At 64.9% G+C, this 20,340-nt stretch carries 22 protein-coding genes; 11 read left to right on the forward strand and 11 right to left on the reverse strand.

Annotation, left to right across the window (positions count from 1 at the left end):
- Window positions 1-136 precede the first annotated feature (136 nt).
- Window positions 137-1,066: an isopenicillin N synthase family dioxygenase gene (locus tag QOL68_RS01820; protein WP_058457006.1), complete on the reverse strand. Its 930-nt coding sequence runs from the start codon at window positions 1,064-1,066 to the stop codon at window positions 137-139.
- A 134-nt stretch (window positions 1,067-1,200) separates the two neighbouring features.
- On the opposite strand from QOL68_RS01820, the gene QOL68_RS01825 reads away from it, so the two are divergent.
- Complete coding sequence (locus tag QOL68_RS01825) at window positions 1,201-1,626, forward strand: EVE domain-containing protein (RefSeq protein WP_058457007.1); 426 nt, start codon at window positions 1,201-1,203, stop codon at window positions 1,624-1,626.
- Window positions 1,627-1,629: 3 nt separating this feature from the next.
- Here the strand turns inward: QOL68_RS01825 and QOL68_RS01830 are convergent, their stop codons facing one another.
- From QOL68_RS01830 to QOL68_RS01865, 8 genes are all read right to left on the reverse strand, one after another.
- A complete protein-coding gene (locus tag QOL68_RS01830; protein ID WP_282946420.1) occupies window positions 1,630-1,944 on the reverse strand; it encodes a PilZ domain-containing protein in 315 nt (104 codons plus the stop codon).
- Window positions 1,945-2,026: 82 nt separating this feature from the next.
- The gene (locus QOL68_RS01835) at window positions 2,027-2,617 is read right to left on the reverse strand and encodes an SOS response-associated peptidase family protein (RefSeq protein WP_282946422.1); all 591 of its coding nucleotides are present in this window, start codon (window positions 2,615-2,617) and stop codon (window positions 2,027-2,029) included.
- Window positions 2,618-2,619: 2 nt separating this feature from the next.
- Window positions 2,620-3,018 carry an alternative ribosome rescue aminoacyl-tRNA hydrolase ArfB gene (gene arfB, locus QOL68_RS01840; RefSeq protein ID WP_058457010.1) on the reverse strand — a complete coding sequence of 133 codons (399 nt, stop codon included), beginning with the start codon at window positions 3,016-3,018 and terminating at the stop codon, window positions 2,620-2,622.
- Window positions 3,011-3,694, reverse strand: coding sequence for an RluA family pseudouridine synthase (locus QOL68_RS01845; RefSeq protein WP_282946426.1), 684 nt, complete (start codon window positions 3,692-3,694; stop codon window positions 3,011-3,013). Before QOL68_RS01845 ends, arfB begins: the two co-directional genes overlap by 8 nt.
- 7 nt (window positions 3,695-3,701) lie before the next feature.
- Window positions 3,702-4,526, reverse strand: a complete 825-nt coding sequence (locus tag QOL68_RS01850) for a DODA-type extradiol aromatic ring-opening family dioxygenase (protein ID WP_282946428.1) — start codon at window positions 4,524-4,526, stop codon at window positions 3,702-3,704.
- A gap of 4 nt (window positions 4,527-4,530) precedes the next feature.
- On the reverse strand, window positions 4,531-5,133 hold the full coding sequence (gene wrbA / locus QOL68_RS01855; RefSeq protein ID WP_282946430.1) for an NAD(P)H:quinone oxidoreductase: 603 nt from the start codon (window positions 5,131-5,133) through the stop codon (window positions 4,531-4,533).
- A 68-nt stretch (window positions 5,134-5,201) separates the two neighbouring features.
- Window positions 5,202-5,798 (reverse strand): FMN-dependent NADH-azoreductase, encoded by a 597-nt coding sequence (locus QOL68_RS01860; protein WP_282946432.1) that lies wholly within the window; start codon window positions 5,796-5,798, stop codon window positions 5,202-5,204.
- Window positions 5,799-5,885: 87 nt separating this feature from the next.
- Window positions 5,886-6,584, reverse strand: coding sequence for a pirin family protein (locus tag QOL68_RS01865; RefSeq protein ID WP_282946434.1), 699 nt, complete (start codon window positions 6,582-6,584; stop codon window positions 5,886-5,888).
- A 137-nt stretch (window positions 6,585-6,721) separates the two neighbouring features.
- Between QOL68_RS01865 and QOL68_RS01870 the strand changes: the two genes are divergently transcribed.
- Both QOL68_RS01870 and ctrA read left to right on the forward strand, forming a co-directional pair.
- Window positions 6,722-7,657, forward strand: a complete 936-nt coding sequence (locus QOL68_RS01870; protein WP_204993388.1) for a LysR family transcriptional regulator — start codon at window positions 6,722-6,724, stop codon at window positions 7,655-7,657.
- A 196-nt stretch (window positions 7,658-7,853) separates the two neighbouring features.
- Window positions 7,854-8,561, forward strand: coding sequence for a response regulator transcription factor CtrA (gene ctrA / locus QOL68_RS01875; protein ID WP_058457016.1), 708 nt, complete (start codon window positions 7,854-7,856; stop codon window positions 8,559-8,561).
- 68 nt (window positions 8,562-8,629) lie between these two features.
- On the opposite strand, the gene QOL68_RS01880 is transcribed toward ctrA, so the two are convergent.
- Window positions 8,630-9,004, reverse strand: a complete 375-nt coding sequence (locus tag QOL68_RS01880; RefSeq protein ID WP_058457017.1) for a RidA family protein — start codon at window positions 9,002-9,004, stop codon at window positions 8,630-8,632.
- A 122-nt stretch (window positions 9,005-9,126) separates the two neighbouring features.
- On the opposite strand from QOL68_RS01880, the gene QOL68_RS01885 reads away from it, so the two are divergent.
- The 8 genes from QOL68_RS01885 to QOL68_RS01920 all read left to right on the forward strand — a co-directional run bounded on the left by QOL68_RS01885 (window position 9,127) and on the right by QOL68_RS01920 (window position 18,141).
- The gene (locus QOL68_RS01885) at window positions 9,127-9,597 is read left to right on the forward strand and encodes an SEL1-like repeat protein (protein ID WP_058457018.1); all 471 of its coding nucleotides are present in this window, start codon (window positions 9,127-9,129) and stop codon (window positions 9,595-9,597) included.
- Between the two features lie 635 nt (window positions 9,598-10,232).
- Window positions 10,233-10,439, forward strand: a complete 207-nt coding sequence (locus tag QOL68_RS01890) for a hypothetical protein (RefSeq protein ID WP_231728995.1) — start codon at window positions 10,233-10,235, stop codon at window positions 10,437-10,439.
- Window positions 10,440-10,554: 115 nt separating this feature from the next.
- The gene (gene secA / locus QOL68_RS01895) at window positions 10,555-13,290 is read left to right on the forward strand and encodes a preprotein translocase subunit SecA (protein ID WP_282946445.1); all 2,736 of its coding nucleotides are present in this window, start codon (window positions 10,555-10,557) and stop codon (window positions 13,288-13,290) included.
- Between the two features lie 15 nt (window positions 13,291-13,305).
- Window positions 13,306-14,040: a sulfite exporter TauE/SafE family protein gene (locus QOL68_RS01900; protein WP_282946447.1), complete on the forward strand. Its 735-nt coding sequence runs from the start codon at window positions 13,306-13,308 to the stop codon at window positions 14,038-14,040.
- A gap of 135 nt (window positions 14,041-14,175) precedes the next feature.
- On the forward strand, window positions 14,176-15,615 hold the full coding sequence (locus QOL68_RS01905; protein ID WP_282946449.1) for a circularly permuted type 2 ATP-grasp protein: 1,440 nt from the start codon (window positions 14,176-14,178) through the stop codon (window positions 15,613-15,615).
- The gene (locus tag QOL68_RS01910) at window positions 15,615-16,556 is read left to right on the forward strand and encodes an alpha-E domain-containing protein (protein WP_058457023.1); all 942 of its coding nucleotides are present in this window, start codon (window positions 15,615-15,617) and stop codon (window positions 16,554-16,556) included. Before QOL68_RS01905 ends, QOL68_RS01910 begins: the two co-directional genes overlap by 1 nt.
- Window positions 16,557-16,558: 2 nt before the next feature.
- Window positions 16,559-17,362, forward strand: coding sequence for a transglutaminase family protein (locus QOL68_RS01915; RefSeq protein ID WP_282946452.1), 804 nt, complete (start codon window positions 16,559-16,561; stop codon window positions 17,360-17,362).
- A gap of 47 nt (window positions 17,363-17,409) precedes the next feature.
- Entirely contained in the window at window positions 17,410-18,141 is a 732-nt protein-coding gene (locus tag QOL68_RS01920) for a proteasome-type protease (protein ID WP_215355205.1), read from the forward strand.
- A 207-nt stretch (window positions 18,142-18,348) separates the two neighbouring features.
- On the opposite strand, the gene acs is transcribed toward QOL68_RS01920, so the two are convergent.
- Entirely contained in the window at window positions 18,349-20,313 is a 1,965-nt protein-coding gene (gene acs, locus QOL68_RS01925; RefSeq protein ID WP_282946456.1) for an acetate--CoA ligase, read from the reverse strand.
- Between the last annotated feature and the right edge of the window lie 27 nt (window positions 20,314-20,340).

A 20,340-nucleotide genomic window follows, 5' to 3' on the forward strand; every position in this document is an offset into this window, starting at 1 on the left:
GGGGTTGGGGGTGGGCCAGCGGCGGTGCGTATGCCCACCCCGCTGCGGCTAGCCAGCAAGCTGGCAAGCCTCGCTGCCCCTCCCGCCTGCGGGAGGGGATGAGCAAACGTCCGCTCCCCACCCCAAAACAGACGCCCTATTTCTTCAACCCGATCTCGCGCAGCCGTTCCTGCAGATACTCGTCGGCGGTGATCGGCGTCGGGTAGAGGTTCGGGTGCGAGGCATCGATGCAGCTTGGCAGCGTCTCGATCGGATAATCCGAACGGAAATGAAGAAAGAAGGGCATCGAATAGCGCGCGACGCTCGCGCGGCCTTCGTCGGGGTTGCGGACGCGGTGCGTGGTCGAGGGCAGGCGGTTGTTCGTCAGCCGCTGCAGCATGTCGCCGACGTTGACCGCCATCGCCCCCGGCGGCGGCGATACGGGAAGCCAGCTGCCATCCTTGTCGAGGATTTCGAGGCCGGCTTCCTCGGCGCCGAGCAGCAAGGTGATCGTGTTGATATCCTCATGCGCCTCGGCGCGGATGCCCTTCGCGGGGCCTTCGACGGGCGGATAGTGCAGGAGGCGCATCACGCTGTTGCCGTCCTTCACCGTGTCGTCGAAGAAATCGGGGGCGAGGCCGAGGTAGCGCGCGATGCCCGACAGGAGTCGGCCGCCGACGCGGTCGAATTCGGCGAACAATTTGTCATAGACGGCGCGGAAGCCCTCGACTTCCTTCGGCCAGACATTGTTCGGCTGTTGCGCGGCGAGCCGGTGCCCCGCGGGCAGATCGCGCCCGACGTGCCAGAATTCCTTGAGGTCGACTTCCTTCGCACCCTTGGCGATCTCGGTGCCGAACGGGGTGTAGCCGCGCGCGCCGCCACCGCCGGGAATGTGATAGGCGCGCTTGACGTCCTCGGGCAGCGCGAAGAAGGCCTTCGCCTTCGTCCAGGCGTCGTCGATCAGCTCGGGGTCGATGCCATGGTCGGTGATCATCGCGAAGCCGAAGCGCTCGAAAGAGGCGCCGAAATCCTTCGCAAACTGATCGGCGGGGAGCGACATGGAAATGACGGGAACGGCAGCAGTCATGTATATTCTGTCCATCTGATCAGGGGCGGCGCCTCCACGGGCGCTGGATGAGTCGCGATTTAGGCGCGGCGGCGCGACCTTTAAAGGGAAAAAGGCGGTTCCACCTCGCGCGGGGCTCGGCTAAGCCCGCCGCCATGGCAAAGCAATATTGGCTGATGAAATCCGAACCCGACGCCTATGCGTGGGAGCAACTCGTCAAGGACGGGACCGGGATGTGGGACGGAGTGCGCAACCACACCGCGAAGCTCAACCTGATGGCGATGAAGGTCGGCGACGAGGCGCTCTTCTATCACAGCAATATCGGCAAAGAATGCGTCGGGATCATGAAGATCACCGAGACGGCGTCGCCCGATCCGACGGCGGAGGAGGGCTCGCCCTGGGTGATCGTCCGCGTCGCGCCGGTGCGCGCGCTCAAGCATCCGGTGACGCTTGCCGCGATCAAGGCCGATCCGGCGCTCGCCGACATGGACCTCATCCGCCAGTCGCGGCTGTCGGTCGGGCGCGTCACGCCTGCCGAGTGGAAGCATATCCTGAAAAAATCCGAAAAGCCGGCGGGCTGATCCTCAGCGCAGCTTGACCTGGAGGTGCTTCGCGACCGACGGGTGCAGCGGGTGCGTGAACTCGCAGCCGTAATTATTGCCGTCCGCGCGGCGAATGATCGCTTCGAGCGGCTGGAGGCTGGGCAGGCTGACCCAGATCGCCTTGCCGATCTGCGGGCGCGAGAATGTCACCATCCGGAAACCCGTCGAGGACAGGTCGTACAGCTCGACATCGAAGGGATTGAAGCCGGGCTCGCGAAAGCGCGCCCGTGCCTGCACGGGCGAGCGTTCGGCACGGCGGCCCTTAGTGGTCGTCTTGGTGTTGGCGTTGGTCAGCACGTCTGTGTTCCCACCTCGCTGGTCGATTCGGGGCGAATTTAACGCCCCGTTGGTTATCGCAAGGTGAAGCGAATTGATGAAATTACGGGTAGGGATAAGTGTCGTCGACCGCCATCAAATGGCTCGGGAAGGGGGTGACGAGATGCACGGCGTCGCGCCAGTCGGCGGTCAGCCAGCGCTCATGGTCCTCGGCGTGCAGGATCATCGGCATCGCGACAGGAGCGAGGCGTTCGAGCAGGCCGTTCGGGTCGGTCGTCAGCACCGCGAAGCCCGGCCAGTCCTCGGTCTGGCGCTGGATGCCCGCGAAGGCGAAGATCGGGCGGCCGGGTACCGACGCCCAGCGCTGGCGCTTCGCGCCCGCGGGCCCCGACCAGATGGCGAAGCTCGTCGCCGGGATCAGGCAGCGGAGCTCCGGGTGGCGTAGCGTCCCGATCCAGAAGGGGCTCGCGAGATTGCGGACGGTGGCGACGGGCTGCGTGCCCTGCGGCGGCGGCGGGACGCCCCAGAGTTTCGGGCGCAGATAGCGGCGCGGCCCGCCGCGGCTGTCGGGGGCGATCACCGGCGCGGGACGGCCGGGCGTGACATAGCCGCCGGTCCAGGGATCGTCGCCCGCATCGACGTCAAAAGTAGCGGAAATCTGCGCTGCTGTGGCGTCGAGCCGATAGAGCTGCATGCCTAGTCGAGATGCACGCGGCCGCGGCCCGCCTTGACCGAGCTCCGCGCTTTCTTGGTGTCGACGCGGCGGGCCTTCGCCGCCTTGCTCGGCCTGGTCTTGATCCGTTTCTCGGGGCGGACGAGCGCGGCGTCGACCAGTTCGTTCAGCCGCGCGCGGGCGTCGGCGCGATTGGCCTCCTGGGTGCGAAAGCTGCGGGCGAGAATGACGAGTTCGCCGGCGGAGGTCATCTTGCTTCCGGCGAGCGTCTTGAGCCTGCGATAGGCATCGGGCGCGAGTCCGAGCGCGAAGACATCGACGCGAAGCTGGCACGCGGTCGCGACCTTGTTGACATTCTGACCGCCGGGGCCCGACCCCGCCAAGAACTTTTCGGTGATCGCGCTTTCGGGGATGTCAGCCACGGGTCGGCGACGCCCCTTCGGGTGCCGAAAAGCCCATCGCGGCGAAGCGATCGGGAAAGGGCGCCTCGGCAATTACTGGCGGCTTGACGTCACGTTTCACGACGAGCCGTTCGGCGTGGAGCATCGTGCGATCATTCGCACCACCATTTCCGTAAACGGGATCGCCGACGATCGGAAAACCAAGCCCTTCGAGCGCATGGACGCGCAGCTGGTGCGTGCGGCCCGTCTCGGGGCGAAAGCGCAGCAGCGCGCGGCCATCGACTTCGGCAAGCTTTTCCCAATGCGAGACCGAGGGTTTGCCCTTCGGGTCGACGACCATCCGCCAGCCTTCTTCGGCGGTCGAGGTCTTGCCTAGCGGCAGGTCGATAATGCCGCCGTCGTCGGCGGGGATACCGTCGAGGATGGCGAGATATTGCTTCTCGACCTCGCGGCTCTCGAACGCGCGGGTGAAGCGGCCATGCGCTTTCGGATTGCGTGCGAGGAGCAGGCAGCCCGACGTGTCGCGGTCGAGCCGGTGGACGGGCAGCGGCCAGCGCTTGAAGCCGAAGCGCAGGCTGTCGAGGTGATTTTCGAGGCTGAGGCTGCCGTCGCGCGGCGCGTCGACGGGCAGGCCCGCCGGCTTGTCGATAACGAGCGCTTCGCCGTCGAGGAAAAGGATATGGTCTGAAAGAAGCATCGCCGCGCTATACGGCGGCGCTCTCCTCGCCGAAAGCGTAAACGTCCATCGCCAGAAACGCATAGGTCGTGCTGGCGTGGAGGCGCTTCGCGTGCAGGCGGTCACCATCGGCGCCGGCGCCCATCGCGACGAACAGCGGCAGGATATGATCGGGGGTCGGATGGTTGTCCTTGCCGTGCGGGGCGCGGTCGACGGCGTGGAGGACATCGTCGATGGCGTTCGCCTCCATCCGCCCGGCGACCCAGGCGGTAAAATCGCTGACCCACGCGGGGGTCGGGGCGTCGATTGCTGGGCGCGTCGTGAGAAAGGCGCGGAGATTGTGCGTGATGCTGCCCGATCCGACGATCAGCACGCCGTCGTCGCGCAAGGGCGCGAGCGCCTGCCCCAGCGCATAATGCCATTCGGGCGGCGCGTTCGACGCGATCGAGAGCTGGACGACCGGAATGTCGGCCTGCGGATAGATCACCGACAGCGGCACCCACGCACCATGGTCGAGCCCGCGCTCGGGATCGGCGGTGACGGTCAGGCTATGCTCCGCGAGCAGATCGACAACGCGCGCCGCCAGCGCCGGATCGCCCGGCGCGGGATAGCGCATCGCGAACAGCTCTTCCGGGAAACCCCCGAAATCGTGAATTGTCGGCGGTGCGGGCGAGGCGGTCACGGTCGCCCGGCCATCCTGATACGCCGCATCATGATGAGCCGACACGACAAGGATCGCGCGCGGACGTGGCAGCGAGTTGCCCAGCCCGGCGAGGAAATCCCGCGCCGGGCTGGGCTCGAGCGCCATCATCGGCGAGCCATGCGAAAGGAACCAGCTCGGGAGACGGCGCATCGGTTCAGGCGATCAGCTTGGCGGCGGTCTTCGCGACGCGCTCACCCAGATAGCGGGCGCCGCCGAGATCAGCTTCGCTTGGCTGGCGCGAACCGTCGCCGTCGGCGACCGTCGTCGCCCCGTAAGGTGCGCCGCCCTTGACCTCGCCGACACCCATCTGGCCGGCATAGCCATAGTCGAGCCCGACGATCGTCAGGCCGAAGTGGAGCAGGTTGGTCAGGACCGAGAAGAGCGTCGTTTCCTGCCCGCCATGCTGCGTCGCGGTCGAGGTGAAGGCCGCGCCGACCTTGCCGCCCAGCTTGCCCTGCGCCCAGACGCCGCCGGCAGTGTCCCAAAAGCTCGCCATCTGGCTCGCCATGCGGCCGAAGCGCGTCGGGGTACCGACGACGATCGCGTCGTAATTCGCGAGCTCGTTCGGATCGCTCAGCAGCGGGTGCGCGGTGTCGGTCTTGAAGCCCGCGGCCTCGATCACCGCCTGCGGGGCGGTTTCGGCGACGCGGCGGATGTCGACGTCGGCGCCTGCGGCGCGCGCGCCCTCGGCGACGGCATCGGCCATCTGTTCGACATGACCATAGCTCGAATAGTAAAGCACCAGTACCTTGGCCATCGTTCAGTCCTTTCCTTGCAGAGAGGCCGCCGCCACGCAGGAGGAAGCGCGCGGCGGCGACTTGGGGATCAAGCGGCCTGCTTGAGTTCGTCGATTGCGGCGGTTGCGCGGTTCACGGCATCGCCATCCATCATCTGCTGACCGGCGTCGATTACGGTGACGTCGGTGATGCCGACGAAACCCAGAACATGACGCAGATAACCGGTCGCGAAATCATAGTCGCTGCCGACCGGCACGCCGCCCGTGGCGACGACCAGATAGGCCTTCTTGCCCTTCAGCAGCCCTTCGGGACCGGCTTCGGTGTAGCGGAAGGTACGGCGGGCGCGGGCGATGAGGTCGATCCAGGCCTTCAGCGACGCCGGAATCGCGAAGTTGTAGAGCGGCACGCCGATGACGATCGTGTCGGCGGCTTCGAGTTCGCCGATCAGCTCGTCCGATGCGGCGAGCGCGGCCTTCTGATCGGCGCTGCGGGCATCATCGTCGGTGAAGTTCGCGCCGACCCAGTTTTCGGTCAGCAGGGCCGGCGGGGTCTGGGCGAGGTCGCGCACGGTGACGCTGGCGCCATAACCCTGTTCGACCAGGCGGGCGACGAGCTTGTCGGCGAGCTGGCGGGTGGTCGAGCCCGCGTGGCGCGCGCTCGCATCGATACGAAGAATGTGGCTCATCTTGTTACTCCTTCAATCTGAACTTGGTGAAAAGGGGGTGGGCCGCCGCCGACGGGGAGGGGCTTGGCGGCGGCCCGGGGGACTTCGTCAGAGGCTGTCGACCAGCACCAGTTCGGCGTCGTCGAGCGCTTCGACCTCGATCGTTCCGAGGTCGCGGATCGCGATGCCGTCGCGGGGGTCGGCATCCTGACCGTTGACGCGGATGCGGCCCTTGGCGGCGACGAGATAGGCGTGGCGGCCGGGGCCGAGGTCGTAGGCGAGCTTTTCACCCGCCTCGACCGTCGCCGCGGCCACACGGGCGTCGGCGCGGATCGGCAGCGCGTCGTCATCGCCCTCGATGCCGCTCGCCAGGGTTACGAACCGGCCCGACCGGTCGGCCTTCGGAAATTCGCGCTGGCCCCAACCGGGATTGCCGCCGCCTTGGGTTGGCATGATCCAGATCTGGAACAGCGTCGTTTCCTCGTTCTCAAGGTTGAACTCGCTGTGCATGACGCCGGTGCCGGCGCTCATTACCTGGACGTCGCCCGCCACGGTGCGGCCGGCATTGCCCATCGAGTCACGGTGGCTGATCGCGCCGCTGCGGACATAGGTGATGATTTCCATGTCGCGGTGCGGGTGGGCGGGAAAGCCCGACTGGGCCGCGATGGCATCGTCGTTCCAGACGCGCAGTGCGCCCCAGCCCATGCGGCCGGGTTCGTAATAGTCGGCAAAAGAGAAGTGATGACGGGCATCGAGCCAGCCGTGATTGGCATGGCCCAGCGTGTCGAATTTGCGAATATCGATCATGGCCTTGTCCTTCCTGGGTGCGGCCTTGCCGGCATTGGTGCCGGACCGCGCCCTTGTGTTGAGGACAAAATAGGTTTTGGGATCGTTTCGAAAATAGCGTAGATGGAAAATCATCGTTTCCATTTTCGAGGTATTGGATGTCGCTTCCCGATTATGAGGGCTGGGCCTGTTTCGCCGCGGTCGCCGACAGCGGCAGCTTCACCGCCGCCGCCGCGACGCTCGGCCTGTCGAAGGCGAGCGTGTCGAAAGCGGTGACGCGGCTCGAGGCGTCGCTGGGCATCACGCTGCTGCTGCGCAGTTCGCGGCAGGTGACGCTGTCGACCGCCGGGGCGGGGCTGGTCGACGAGGCGCGGGCGATGGTCGCGGCGGCGGTGTCGGCGACCGAAGCGGCGCGCGGCGACCGGCGCGACCTTGCCGGGCCGATCCGCCTCGCCGCGCCGATGAGCTTCGGGATCAAGGTGCTGGGGCGTCCGCTCGCGACCTTTCTCGAAATGCATCCGGCGGTCGAGGTCGACATCATCCTCAGCGACGCGCGGAGCGACCTGGTCGCCGAGGGGATCGACCTCGCGCTCCGCATCTCGCGGATGGACGATTCCAGCCTGCTCGCGCGGACGATCGCGCCGGTCGCGGCGTCGGTGATCGCGAGCGAGGCCTATCTGGAGCGCCACGGCACGCCGCGCCACCCGCTCGAACTCGCGGGCCACCGACTGGTCGGATACGGGCACCGCGAACGCGCGATGCCGCTCCACTTCCACCGCGAGGGCGAGCAGGCGACGGTCGTCCCCAGCGGGCCCCTGTTCGCGAACAACGGCGACATCGCGGTTCCTTTGCTTGTCGCGGGGGGCGGGATCGCGGTGCTGCCCGACTTCATCGCCGACCAGGAACTGGCGTCGGGCGCGCTGGTCCGCATCCTCACCGACTGGTCGCTGCCGCAATCCTATCTGCATCTGCTGTCGCCGCCGTCGCGGCTGCGTCCCGCGCGCGTGACCGCGCTGGCGGACTTTCTGGTCGATGTCCTCAAACGCTCCTGCACCGGCGCGCATGACGATCATCTCGCCCGGCGAACGGGGTGAATCTGGTGCAAAATGGCAACGGAATTCGCCGCGACTCGTGGATTCCTGCGGGTTAAACCAAAATTAACCTTTTCCCTTCATTAGTTTCATGGTTAATGTTCCGGCAGTCTCGCGAGCGGGTTCCGGTCGGCACATCCAGGGGGGTCGTGCGATCGGGTTCGCGGGATCATCGTGGGAAACAGTTAAGGGGTGCCCAATGCGCGTACTGCTGATCGAGGACGAGCCGACGACCGCGAAGGCGATTGACACGATGCTCACCACCGAGGGCTTCAACGTTTACACGACCGATCTGGGCGAAGAGGGCCTCGATCTGGGCAAGCTCTATGATTACGACATCATCCTGCTCGACCTGAACCTGCCCGACATGCACGGCTATGACGTGCTGAAGAAGCTGCGCACTGCGAAGGTGCAGACGCCGGTGCTGATCCTGTCGGGCATTTCGGAAATGGATTCGAAGGTGCGCTCGTTCGGCTTCGGCGCCGATGACTATGTCACCAAGCCGTTCCACCGCGACGAGTTGGTCGCCCGCATCCATGCGGTCGTCCGCCGGTCGAAGGGCCACAGCCAGAGCGTCATCAAGACGGGCAAGCTGGCGGTCAATCTCGACACCAAGACGGTCGAGGTCGACAGCGTCCGCGTGCATCTGACCGGCAAGGAATATCAGATGCTCGAGCTGCTCTCGCTCCGCAAGGGTACGACGCTGACCAAGGAAATGTTCCTGAACCACCTCTATGGCGGCATGGACGAGCCCGAACTGAAGATCATCGACGTCTTCATCTGCAAGCTGCGCAAGAAGCTGGCGCTCGCCTGCGGCGGCGAAAATTATATCGAGACGGTCTGGGGTCGCGGCTATGTGCTGCGCGATATCGATGATGAGGGGAATGAAGTGCGCCGGGTCGCCTGAGCCGCTTCAAGCCAGTTATTACACGGGGACCCGGCGCGGAGCGATCCGCGCCGGTTTCCGTTTGGGCATCAGCCGGCGGTTTTCGCCGCGACGGCGATGGCCTCGATCTCGATCCGGAAGCGGAAATGCAGCGGTCCGGTCGCGATGACGCTCCGCGCCGGCCGCGCGGTGCCGAAGAAGGCGCCATATACCTCGTCGAGTTCGTCCCAGTCGGCGATGTCGGTCAGATAGACGGTCGTCTTGACCACCTGCGAAAGGTCGGCGCCCGCGCTTGCGAGCACCGCGCGCAGGTTGGAAAGCGCCTGTTCGGCCTGCTCCCGGAACGATGCCGCCGCCAGCGTCGTATCGCGGCCCGGCCGCAGGGGGAGCTGTCCCGACACGAAAATGAGGCCGCCGCCGAGGGTGAAGGGCGAATAATGCGGACCTGAATCGCCCGATGTCATCTCATGCTTTTCCCGATCATGTCGCCGACGATAGCACGGCTTTTCGGCGGGCGGTCGAAAAATGGCCGAGTGACGGGTTGCGACCGATTGCAGACGTTTGTTAAAGCGGTAATAATTGCCTTATGACCACCGCTCGTCCTTCCATTGTCGCCCTCGGCGTAGCCGCTTTGATGATGAGTGGATGTGACAATCTCGTTGAGCGTAAGTCCAGCGACCAATCCGTAAGTTCGGCGGCAGGTGTCGATGGCGCCTCTACTTTTGACATTGTTCCCGCTGAACGCATTGCGCTCCAGCAGCAGGCGCGCGCGGGCGATGGGGAGGCCGCTTATAAACTTGCACTCTTCTATGGGATGGCGGGGGGAGAATCTGGCGTCGCCGGTGACCCGAGAAACTTGCGGGAAGAAGAGCGATGGCTGCGGCTTTCAGCAAAGGCCGGGTTCGAGCCCGGTAGGCATTCCTTGGCAGTGAAAATTGGCCCAAAGGATTGCCCCACCGCGCGTCAAATGATGACCGAAATCGCGGAAAAGAGTAGCGACCCCCAACTTAGCAAAAATGCCCAGTCTTGGTTAAAGGACGACGCTCTTTGCAAATGACCGCTAACGACCGAAATAAGCCGTCGCCCCCGCGCAGGCGGGGGCCGCTGTCGGTTTACGCGGCCGCGCAGGAATAGACGGCTAGCGGCCCCCGCCTGCGCGGGGGCGACGCTGTTGATACGTGCGCTAACCACCCCACAGCCGCCATCGGCTTCAAATTGGCCTTTCCTACATTATCCGCCTGTGCCAGCCTTCACCCTGCTCTTTCATCTGGTTGACAAAAGCGGTCTCGGCCCGGCTTGCGGGCGCGGCGTGCGCGATGCGTTCGGCAATCCTGCCGGTCACAAACGGGGTGATGAATTGGGCTGAACTTTCCTGAACTTTGAAATCCGGGCCGCGATGACCAGCGAAGCATGACAGCCCCGCACCCCATTTATCCGTCTGGCTTTTGGGCCGCCCATGAAGCCGTCGGCGCAATTCGTCTCCAAAACGCGACGGTCTCAAACTCCGCTCCAGAACCGGCGCCCCGAGCGCGGAATTAATGGATCCTGACTCTAGACGCCGGTCCGTTTTCACCCTATGTTCAGGGAACGGGGCGCAATAATCGGGGCTCCGGACGTTTAGAGGGGCGATTCTTGCGGCTTTTGCTGACCCTTTTGGCTTTGCTCACCGGTTTCGCGAGTGCGGACCGGGCGATGGCTGCGCCTGCCGTTCCGGCGGCGATGGGGTCGCTCGTCATGCTCGCCGAAAGCGCGGGCAAGGTCGAGGCCAGCGACAGCGAGCGCCGTCCGGCGGCCACCACACCGACTCGCCGCGCCAGCGGCGGCGGCGGCAAGCCCCGCAAGGCGGGCCCGCCGCACCTTCCCGGCCTCCTCACCGGCAGCGACCGCGCGCTCGAATAGCATCGCCCGCTGACGCCCTTTCGGGCTTTGCCTCCGCTCGCGCGGGGGCCGTTGCATATCATTCGCGTGCGGTTTGAAACTGCGCTGAAGCCATAGAATTCCAAGGAAATCCATTATGTTCGGCAGCCTTGCCAAGAGCCTGTTCGGTTCGTCCAACGACCGTTATGTCGCCTCGATCCGCAAGATCGTCGCCAAAATCAACGCCTTCGAACCCGAGTTCGAAGCGCTGAGCGACGAGAATCTGAAGGCGCAGACTCAAAAGTTCCGCGACCGCCTCGAGGCCGGCGAGACGCTCGACGACATCCTGCCCGAAGCCTTTGCGACGGTGCGCGAAGCGGCGAAGCGCACGCTCGGCATGCGTCACTTCGACGTGCAGATGATCGGCGGCATCGTCCTCCACCGCGGCGAGATCGCCGAGATGGCGACGGGCGAGGGCAAGACGCTGATGGCGACCCTGCCCTGCTATCTCAACGCGCTGGAGGGCAAGGGCGTCCATGTCGTGACCGTCAACGACTATCTGGCGCGCCGCGACGCCGAATGGATGGGCATCGTGTACAGCTTCCTCGGTCTCACGACCGGGATCATCGTCCCGAACCTCAACGAGACGCAACGCCGCGAGGCCTATAACAGCGACATCACCTACGCGACGAACAACGAGCTGGGGTTCGATTACCTCCGCGACAATATGAAGTTCGACCGCCAGCAAATGGTCCACCGCGAATTCAACTTCGGCATCGTCGACGAGGTCGACTCGATCCTCATCGACGAGGCGCGCACGCCGCTGATCATCTCGGGCCCGACCGACGACAAGTCGGAGATGTACGTCCGCGTCAACGAGGTCGTGCATCAGCTCGTCGAGGAGGATTATGAGAAGGACGAAAAGTCCAAGTCGATCAACCTGACCGAAGAAGGCACCGAGCATGTCGAACGGCTGCTCGAAGCTGCGGGTCTGCTGCAGGGTAGCAACCTCTATGACATCGAGAACACGCAGGTCGTGCATCACGTCAACCAGGCGCTGAAGGCGATCCAGATGTTCAAGCTGGACATCGATTATATCGTCAAGGACGGCAAGGTCGTCATCATCGACGAGTTCACCGGCCGCATGATGGACGGCCGCCGCTGGTCCGACGGCCTGCACCAGGCGGTCGAGGCCAAGGAAGGCGTGCAAATCGAGCCCGAGAACCAGACGCTCGCGTCGATCACCTTCCAGAATTACTTCCGCATGTATCCGAAACTCAGCGGCATGACCGGCACGGCCGCGACCGAAGCGGCCGAATTCTTCGACATCTACAAGATGAACGTCGTCACCATCCCGACCAACCGCCCGATCGCGCGGCAGGACGACGAGGACGAATTCTACAAGAATATCACCGACAAGTTCGGCGCGATCGCGAAGACGATCCGCCAGGCGCAGGAGCGCGGCCAGCCGGTGCTCGTCGGCACCGTATCGATCGAGAAGTCGGAGCTGCTGTCGTCCTTCCTCGAAAAGGAAGGCGTGGCGCACAGCGTGCTCAATGCGCGCTTCCACGAAAGCGAGGCGCATATCGTCGCGCAGGCGGGCCGGACCGGAGCGGTCACCATCGCAACGAACATGGCGGGCCGCGGCACCGACATCAAACTCGGCGGCAACGAAGAGTTTCGTATCGAGGATGAGCTGAAGGACATGCCGGCGGGCCCCGAGCGCGAGGCCGCCGAGCAGCGCATCCGCGACGAGGTCGCGGCCGAACGCGAAGCCGTGCGCGCCGCGGGCGGGTTGTTCGTGCTCGCGACCGAACGCCACGAAAGCCGTCGTATCGACAACCAGCTGCGCGGCCGGTCGGGGCGTCAGGGCGACCCCGGCCTGTCGAAATTCTATCTCTGCCTCGACGACGACCTGCTGCGCATCTTCGGGCCGGACACGTTGTTCGCCAAGATGATGAACAAGAATCTGGAAGATGGCGAGGCGATCGGCTCCAAATGGTTGTCGAAGGCGATCGAGACCGCGCAGAAGAAGGTGGAGGCGCGCAACTACGATATCCGCAAGCAGGTCGTCGAATATGACAACGTCATGAACGACCAGCGTAAGGTCATTTACGAACAGCGCGGCGAGATCATCGACAGCGAGACCGTCGACGAGGTGATGACGGCGATGCGCGCCGAGACGGTGAATGCGATCGTCGCCGACGCCTGTCCGCCGGGCAGCTATCCCGAGCAGTGGGATATCGAGACGATGAAGGCGCGCGTCGCCGACGTGCTCGACCTCAATCCGCCGATCGACGCGTGGATGCAGGAGGATGCGGTCGATCCCGAAATCTTCGAGGAACGCATTCAGCAAATGGCGGACGCGGCCGCGGCCGAAAAGGCGGGGCAGGTCGAACCCGAAACCTGGCGCAGCGTCGAAAAGTCGATCCTGCTCCAGACGCTCGACCATCACTGGAAGGATCACCTCGCGACGCTCGACGCGCTGCGCCAGGCGATCTTCCTGCGCGCCTATGCGCAGAAGCAGCCGATCAACGAATATAAGCAGGAAGCCTTCGCGCTGTTCGAGCGGATGCTCTCGAATATCCGCGAGGATGTGACGCGCACCGTCGCGCGGATCGATTTCCAGTTCCAGGAGCCCGAGGCGATGCCGCTTCCCGAACTGCCCGACTTCCTGACCACGCACATCGATCCGTTCACCGGCGAGGATGACAGCGCCGATATCGACGGCGGCCAGCTGGGCGTGATCGCGAACACGCTGCCGCCGATGCAGGCGCCGCGCCCGGATTTGCCCGAGGGCGAAAACCCTTACGCGGCGCTCGAGATCAGCCGTAACGCGCCGTGCCCGTGCGGCTCGGGTCGCAAGTACAAGCATTGCCACGGGCAGCTATGACGTCAGGCTGAGGCAATGCCCGGACTCGCCGCTCTCTTCGGATTGACCGCGCTGCTGTATGCGGCGGTCGGTTTCGGTGGCGGGTCGACGTACACTGCGCTGCTGCTCTTGGGCGGTGTCGCGGTCGGGCTCGTCCCGGCGATCAGCCTCGCGTGCAATGTCGTCGTCGTCACCGGCGGGACGATCCGCTTCGCGCGCGCCGGAGTGATGCCGTGGGCCAAGGCGCTTCCCCTGGTCGTCGTCGCGGCGCCGCTCGCCTTTCTTGGCGGGCTGACCCCGGTGAAACAGGGCGTGCTCGTCATTCTGCTCGGCGTGTCGCTGCTCGCCTCGGCCATCGCGCTGCTGTTCCAGCCGCAGACCGCGAAGCCCGTCGAGCTGTCGCCCAAGCTGTTGCTGCCGATCGCCGCGGCGATCGGCTACCTTGCGGGCGTCGTCGGCATCGGTGGCGGTATCTTCCTCGCGCCGATCCTCCACCTCATCCGCTGGGCCGAGGCGCGCAGTGTCGCCGCGACCGCCAGCCTGTTCATCCTCGTCAACAGCCTGTTCGGGCTGACCGGCCAGCTGATCAAGGGCAAGGGCGCCGAGATGATCGACGCGGTCGCCGGGCACTGGCCGCTGCTCGTCGCGGTGCTGATCGGCGGCGCGGTTGGTACCCAGCTCGCGGTCAAGACCGGGCCCGCGACGCTGATCCGGCGGCTGACAGCGCTGCTCGTCGGCTTTGTGGCATTGCGCCTGCTCTTTGGTTTTTAAGGGCTTTCAGCGCTCTTGCCTTCCGGCGTGTCAGTGCTAGCATCACCCAACAAGCTTGGCGGCCGCGTAGCCTACAAGCGACGCAGCAGGCAGGGATGACCCGGGCCGCGCACCGCGCGCGGCCGGACCGAAGGTATGTTGCGTGGAAAGGGCTGGGGCATTCCTTTTTTCGACGAGATGACGGGACATGGGGGCGAGGTCCGATCGCCCTACCGCGATTATCATGACTGGTTCGATCGTGAGGATGCGGCCCGCATCCAGCGCAAGGCGCAGCAGGCCGAGGCCTTTTTTCGTACCACCGGCATCACCTTCAACGTCTATGGCGAGGATGAGGCCGACGAGCGGCTGATCCCGTTCGACGTCGTCCCGCGCATCATCTCGGCGGGCGAATGGCGCCGCCTGTCGCGCGGGATCGAACAGCGCGTGCGCGCCCTCAACGCCTTCCTCCACGATATCTACCACCGGCAGGAAATCCTTCGCGCCGGCCGCGTGCCGGTCAATCTCATCTCGCGCAACGAGGCCTTCCTGCCGATGATGATGGGTATGGACCCGCCGGGCGGCGTCTATACACATATCAGCGGCATCGACATCGTCCGCACCGGGCCGAATGAATATTATGTGCTCGAGGATAATGCGCGCACACCATCGGGCGTGTCGTACATGCTCGAGAATCGCGAGACGATGCTCCAGATGTTTCCCGAGCTGTTCGCGAAAATATCGGTGCGCGAGGTCAGCGACTATCCGCTCAACCTCTTGAAGTCGCTCTCGGCCTGCGCCCCGCCGAAGTGCAACGGCACGCCGACGGTCGCGGTGTTGACCCCCGGCATCCACAACAGCGCCTATTTCGAGCACAGCTTCATCGCCGACCAGATGGGCGCCGAGCTGGTCGAGGGGCATGACCTGCGCGTCGTCGACGGCCGCGTCGCGATGCGCACGACGCAGGGCTATACGCCGATCGACGTCATCTATCGCCGCGTCGATGACGATTTCCTCGACCCGCTCAATTTCCGGCCCGATTCGATGCTCGGCGTGCCGGGCATCTGGGACGTCTATCGCGCCGGCGGGATCACGATCGCCAACGCGCCGGGTACCGGGATCGCCGACGACAAGGCGCTCTACAGCTACATGCCCGACATCATCGAATTCTATACGGGCGAGAAGGCGCTGCTGCCCAATGTGCCGACGTGGCGCTGCAGCGATCCCGACCATCTGAGGGAGGTGCTGGAACGGCTGCCCGAACTGGTCGTGAAGGAAGTCCACGGCTCGGGCGGCTACGGCATGCTCGTCGGCCCGGCTGCAAGCAGGAAGGAGGTGGCCGCCTTCCGCAAGAAGCTGGAGGCGAACCCCGGCAATTATATCGCGCAGCCGACGCTGTCGCTCTCGACCGTCCCGATCTTCACCAAGGCGGGGCTGGCACCGCGGCACGTCGACCTTCGGCCCTTCGTGCTGATGTCGCCGCAGGGGATCACGATCACGCCCGGCGGGCTGACGCGCGTCGCGATGACCAAGGGGTCGCTGGTCGTCAATTCGAGCCAGGGCGGCGGCACCAAAGACACCTGGGTATTGGAAGACTGATGCTCGGGAAAACGGCAGGATCGCTGTTCTGGATGGCGCGCTACCTCGAGCGCAGCGAGAATAATGCGCGGCTGATCGACGCGGGCTTCCGCATCGCGCTGACGCGGTCGAGCACCGCGGCGGCCGAATGGCGCTCGGTGCTCGTCACCGCGGGACAGGATGTCCGGTTCCGTCAGGCGCATCAGGACTATCATTCGCAACGCGTCGTCGATTTCATGCTGCGCGACCCGGCCAATCCGTCGAGTATATTATCGGTGGTCAAGCAGGCGCGCGACAATGCGCGCACGGCGCGCACCTATCTCACCCGCGAAGTATGGGAGGCGGTCAACACCAGCTGGATGGCGCTCGGCGCGCAGCTCAAGCGGCAGGTGCGTGAGGACGATCTGCCCGATGTGCTCGCGGCGATCCGCCAGAACAATGCCCTTGTCCGCGGGGCCTTTTCGGGCACGATGCTGCGCAACGACGGCTATAATTTCGCGCGGCTCGGCACCTTCCTCGAACGCGCCGACAACACCGCGCGCATCCTCGACGTCAAATATTATCTGCTGCTGCCGTCGGTTGCGCATATCGGCACCTCGATCGACAATGTGCAGTGGGAGACGATCCTGCGCTCGGTGTCGGCGCACCGCGCCTATCACTGGCTCTACGGTACCGAGATCAGCGCGCTCAAGATCGCCGAATTCCTGATCCTCTACAAACAGATGCCGCGCAGTCTTGCTTTCTGCTGCGACCAGATGAACGACAATCTAGGCCTGCTCCAGCGCGCCTATGGCGTGGAGACCGACGCGATCCGCATGGGTTCGTCGATGTGCCGCGAACGCCTGTCGCGCCCGATCGGGTCGATCTTCGACGGCGGGCTGCACGAATTCATCACCGACTTCCTTCGCGCCAACGCCGCGCTCGCGCAGCAGATCGAGCGCGACTACCGGTTTGTGGAATGACGATGAAACTGCGTGTCGAACATACCACCCATTATCAGTACGACAGCCCGGTTCGCTACGCGCTGCAGCAGCTCAAGCTGACGCCGAAGGAGCGACCCGGACAACAGCTGATCCACAACTGGACGATCGAGATCGACGGCGGTTCGCAGCAGCTCCATTATACCGACCATCACGGCAATGGCGTCGACCTGATCGCTGTCGACAGCGGCGCGAGCGAGCTTGTCATCCGCTGCGCCGGCGAGGTCGAACTGGTGACGTGGGACGGGGTGATCGGCCCGCATCGCGGGCCGATGCCGCTGTGGGGCTTCCTGCGCCGCACGCCGCTGACGCGGCCGGGACGCGGGGTGCGCGCGCTGGTATCCTCGCTGGGCCGCGATTTTGCATCGGATATCGAGCGCGCGCACGCGCTGTCGGCGCTGATCCTCGAAAAACTGCCGTACCGGATCGGCGTGACCGATGCCGAAACGACGGCTGAGACCGCGCTCTCTGGCGAGGGCGGCGTGTGTCAGGACCACACCCATATCTTCATTTCGGCAATGCGGCAGCTCGGGCACCCGGCGCGCTATGTCTCGGGCTATCTGATGATGAACGACCGGACGCATCAGGATGCGACGCACGCCTGGGCCGAGGCCCATTTCGACAACATTGGCTGGATCGGTTTCGACGTCAGCAACGGCCATTCTCCGGATCGCCGTTACATCCGCGTCGCGACCGGGCTCGACTATCGCGATGCGGCCCCGGTTCGCGGGATGCGTTATGGTGCAGCGCAAGAAAATCTGGTTGTCCAATTGCAGGTCCAGCAATAAGCGGGCTGCGGGCGATCAGAATAATCCGGGGCGGGAAACGGGATTCGATGACTTATTGCGTTGGCATGCGTTTGAACAAGGGGCTGGTGTTCATGTCGGACACCCGCACCAATGCCGGCGTCGACGATATCTCGCAGGTCCGCAAGATGCGCAGCTGGCATGTGCCGGGCGAGCGCGTGATCACCCTGATGTCGGCGGGCAACCTCGCAACGACGCAAGCGGTCGTCAGCTTGCTCGACGAGCGCACCAAGGCCCCCGAGGAACGGCATCCCTCGATCCTCGCCGCGCCGTCGATGTTCGCGGTCGCGACGATCGTCGGCGAGACGCTACGTCAGATCGTGATGCGCCACAATGACGAGGGGCCGGCGGCGGAGTCGCTGTTCCGCGCGTCGCTGATCGTCGGCGGGCAGATCAAGGGCGCCGAGCCGCGGCTGTTCCTGGTCTATCCCGAAGGCAATTTCATCGAGGCGGGGGAGGATAATCCCTTCTTCCAGATCGGCGAAACGAAATACGGCCGGCCGATCATCGTGCGCTCCTATGATCCCGCGATGTCGTTCGAGGATGCGGTGAAATTGCTGTGTGTCTCGTTCGATTCAACGATCCGCGCCAATGCCGGCGTCGACCTGCCGATCGACCTCAAAGTGCACGAGCGCGACGATTTCACTACGGTCCGCGAACGTCGTTTCGAGCGCAACGATCCCTATTTCGAAAGCGTCGCCGACGGCTGGGCCGAGGCGCTGGGAATCGCGCTGGCGGAGCTTCCCGACTTTCATTTCTGATCCCGGCCGGCAATCGCAGGCTCGCGCCGCTAACGAAAAAGAAATGGCCCGGAAGGTGCGTAACCTTCCGGGCCTTGTTGCTCCGGCCGTCAGGGAGGGGGGAGGAGCGGCCGGAACTGGGGTCGCTCCCTCTATGGCGCCCGCCGCTCCGCCGCTCAATCATACCAAAGCATGATGCGGCCTATCCGGGGACTGCGGCCGATATTGTCAGCGGTTCTTTCGTCCTTCGATCAGCCCGTCGACGAGGCTCGGGTCGGCGAGCGTCGACGTGTCGCCGAGCGATCCGAAATCATTTTCCGCGATCTTGCGCAGGATGCGGCGCATGATCTTGCCCGAGCGCGTCTTGGGCAGCCCCGGGGTCAGGTGGATATGGTCGGGGGTCGCGATCGGGCCGATTTCCTTGCGGACCTGCTGCTTGAGCGCCGCGACGATCGCGTCGGTGGCCTCGACCCCTGCGTTCAATGTGACATAGGCGTAGATGCCCTGACCCTTGATGTCGTGCGGGAAGCCGACGACCGCGGCCTCGGCGACATCCTCGTGCAGGACGAGCGCGCTTTCGACCTCGGCGGTGCCCATGCGGTGGCCCGAGACGTTGATCACATCGTCGACGCGGCCGGTGATGCGCCAATAGCCGTCGGCGTCGCGGCGGCAGCCGTCGCCGGTGAAATATTTGCCCTTGTAGGTCGAGAAATAGGTCTCGGCAAAGCGGCCGTGGTCGCCGTAGATCGTGCGGGCCTGTCCGGGCCAGCTGTGCGTGATGCAGAGGTTACCTTCCGCCGCGCCGCCCGTTTCTTCGCAGACGAGCGTGTTGCCCTCGGCGTCGACGAGTTCGGGGCGGATGCCAAAGAAGGGCTTGCCCGCGCTGCCAGGCTGCATCGCGTGCGCGCCGGGTAGGGTGGTGATCATGATCCCGCCGGTCTCGGTCTGCCACCAGGTGTCGATCACGGGGACGCGGCCTTTGCCGACAATCTGGTGATACCACCGCCATGCCTCGGGATTGATCGGTTCGCCGACGCTGCCGAGCAGGCGGATCGATGACAGGTCGTGGCGCGTGACATAATCGTCGCCCTCGCGCATCAGCGCGCGGATTGCCGTCGGCGCGGTGTAGAGAATATTGACGCGATGCTTGTCGACGACCTGCCAGAAGCGGTCGTGGTCGGGGTAGTTGGGAATCCCCTCGAACATCAAGGTCGTCGCGCCATTCTGCAGCGGGCCATAAACGACATAGCTGTGTCCGGTGACCCAGCCGATGTCGGCGCTGCACCAGAAGATCTCGCCGGGGCGATAGTCGAAGCCGTACCAGAAGGTCGTCGCGGTCCAGACGCTGTAGCCGCCGACGGTATGCAGTACGCCCTTGGGCTTGCCGGTGGAGCCCGAGGTGTAGAGGATGAACAGCGGGTCTTCGGCATTCATCGGCTCGCACGGACAGTCTGCGCCGACGTCGGCCGACAGCGCGTCGTACCAATGGTCGCGGCCTTCTTTCATCGCGACGTCGCCGCCGGTGTGCGCGATGACGAGCACCGCCTTCACATCGACGCGTTCGAGCGCCTTGTCGACATTGGCCTTGAGCGGCACGGTCTTGCCGCCGCGCAGGCCCTCGTCGGCGCAGATCACCCAGTCGCTCGCGCAATCCTCGATGCGGCCGTGGATTGCCTCGGGCGAGAAGCCGCCGAACACGACGCTGTGCACCGCGCCGATGCGCGCGCAGGCGAGCATCGCGACCGCGCCCTCGGGGATCATCGGCATATAGATGGTGACGCGGTCGCCCTTCCGGACGCCCAGCTTCTTCAGCGTATTCGCGAAGCGGATGACGTCGGCGAGCAGCGCCGCATAGCTGATCGTCCGCGTCTCGCCGTCGGGTGCGTCGGGCTCGAAAATGATCGCGGTGTGCATCCCGTGGCCCGCGGCGACATGGCGGTCGAGCGCATTGTGACAGAGGTTGAGGACGCCGTCCTCATACCAATTGATTTCGACGGGGCCGTAGGACCAGTTGCCGATTTTCGTCGGCGGTGTGATCCAGTCGAGACGCCTGGCCTGTTCGGCCCAGAAGCTGTCGGGATCGCTCACGCTCTGCGCATAGAGGCGGTCGTAGTCGGCGGCGGTGCAATGCGTGTTCGCGGCGGCGTCGGCGGGGACGGGGACCAAAGGTTCGGAGGGGGGTAGGTCGGACACGTCTGATTCTCCCGCTTTCGATTTGAC

Origin of the sequence: Sphingopyxis sp. Geo25 (assembly GCF_949769135.1) — a bacterium.
In the GTDB taxonomy this organism is placed as follows: domain Bacteria; phylum Pseudomonadota; class Alphaproteobacteria; order Sphingomonadales; family Sphingomonadaceae; genus Sphingopyxis.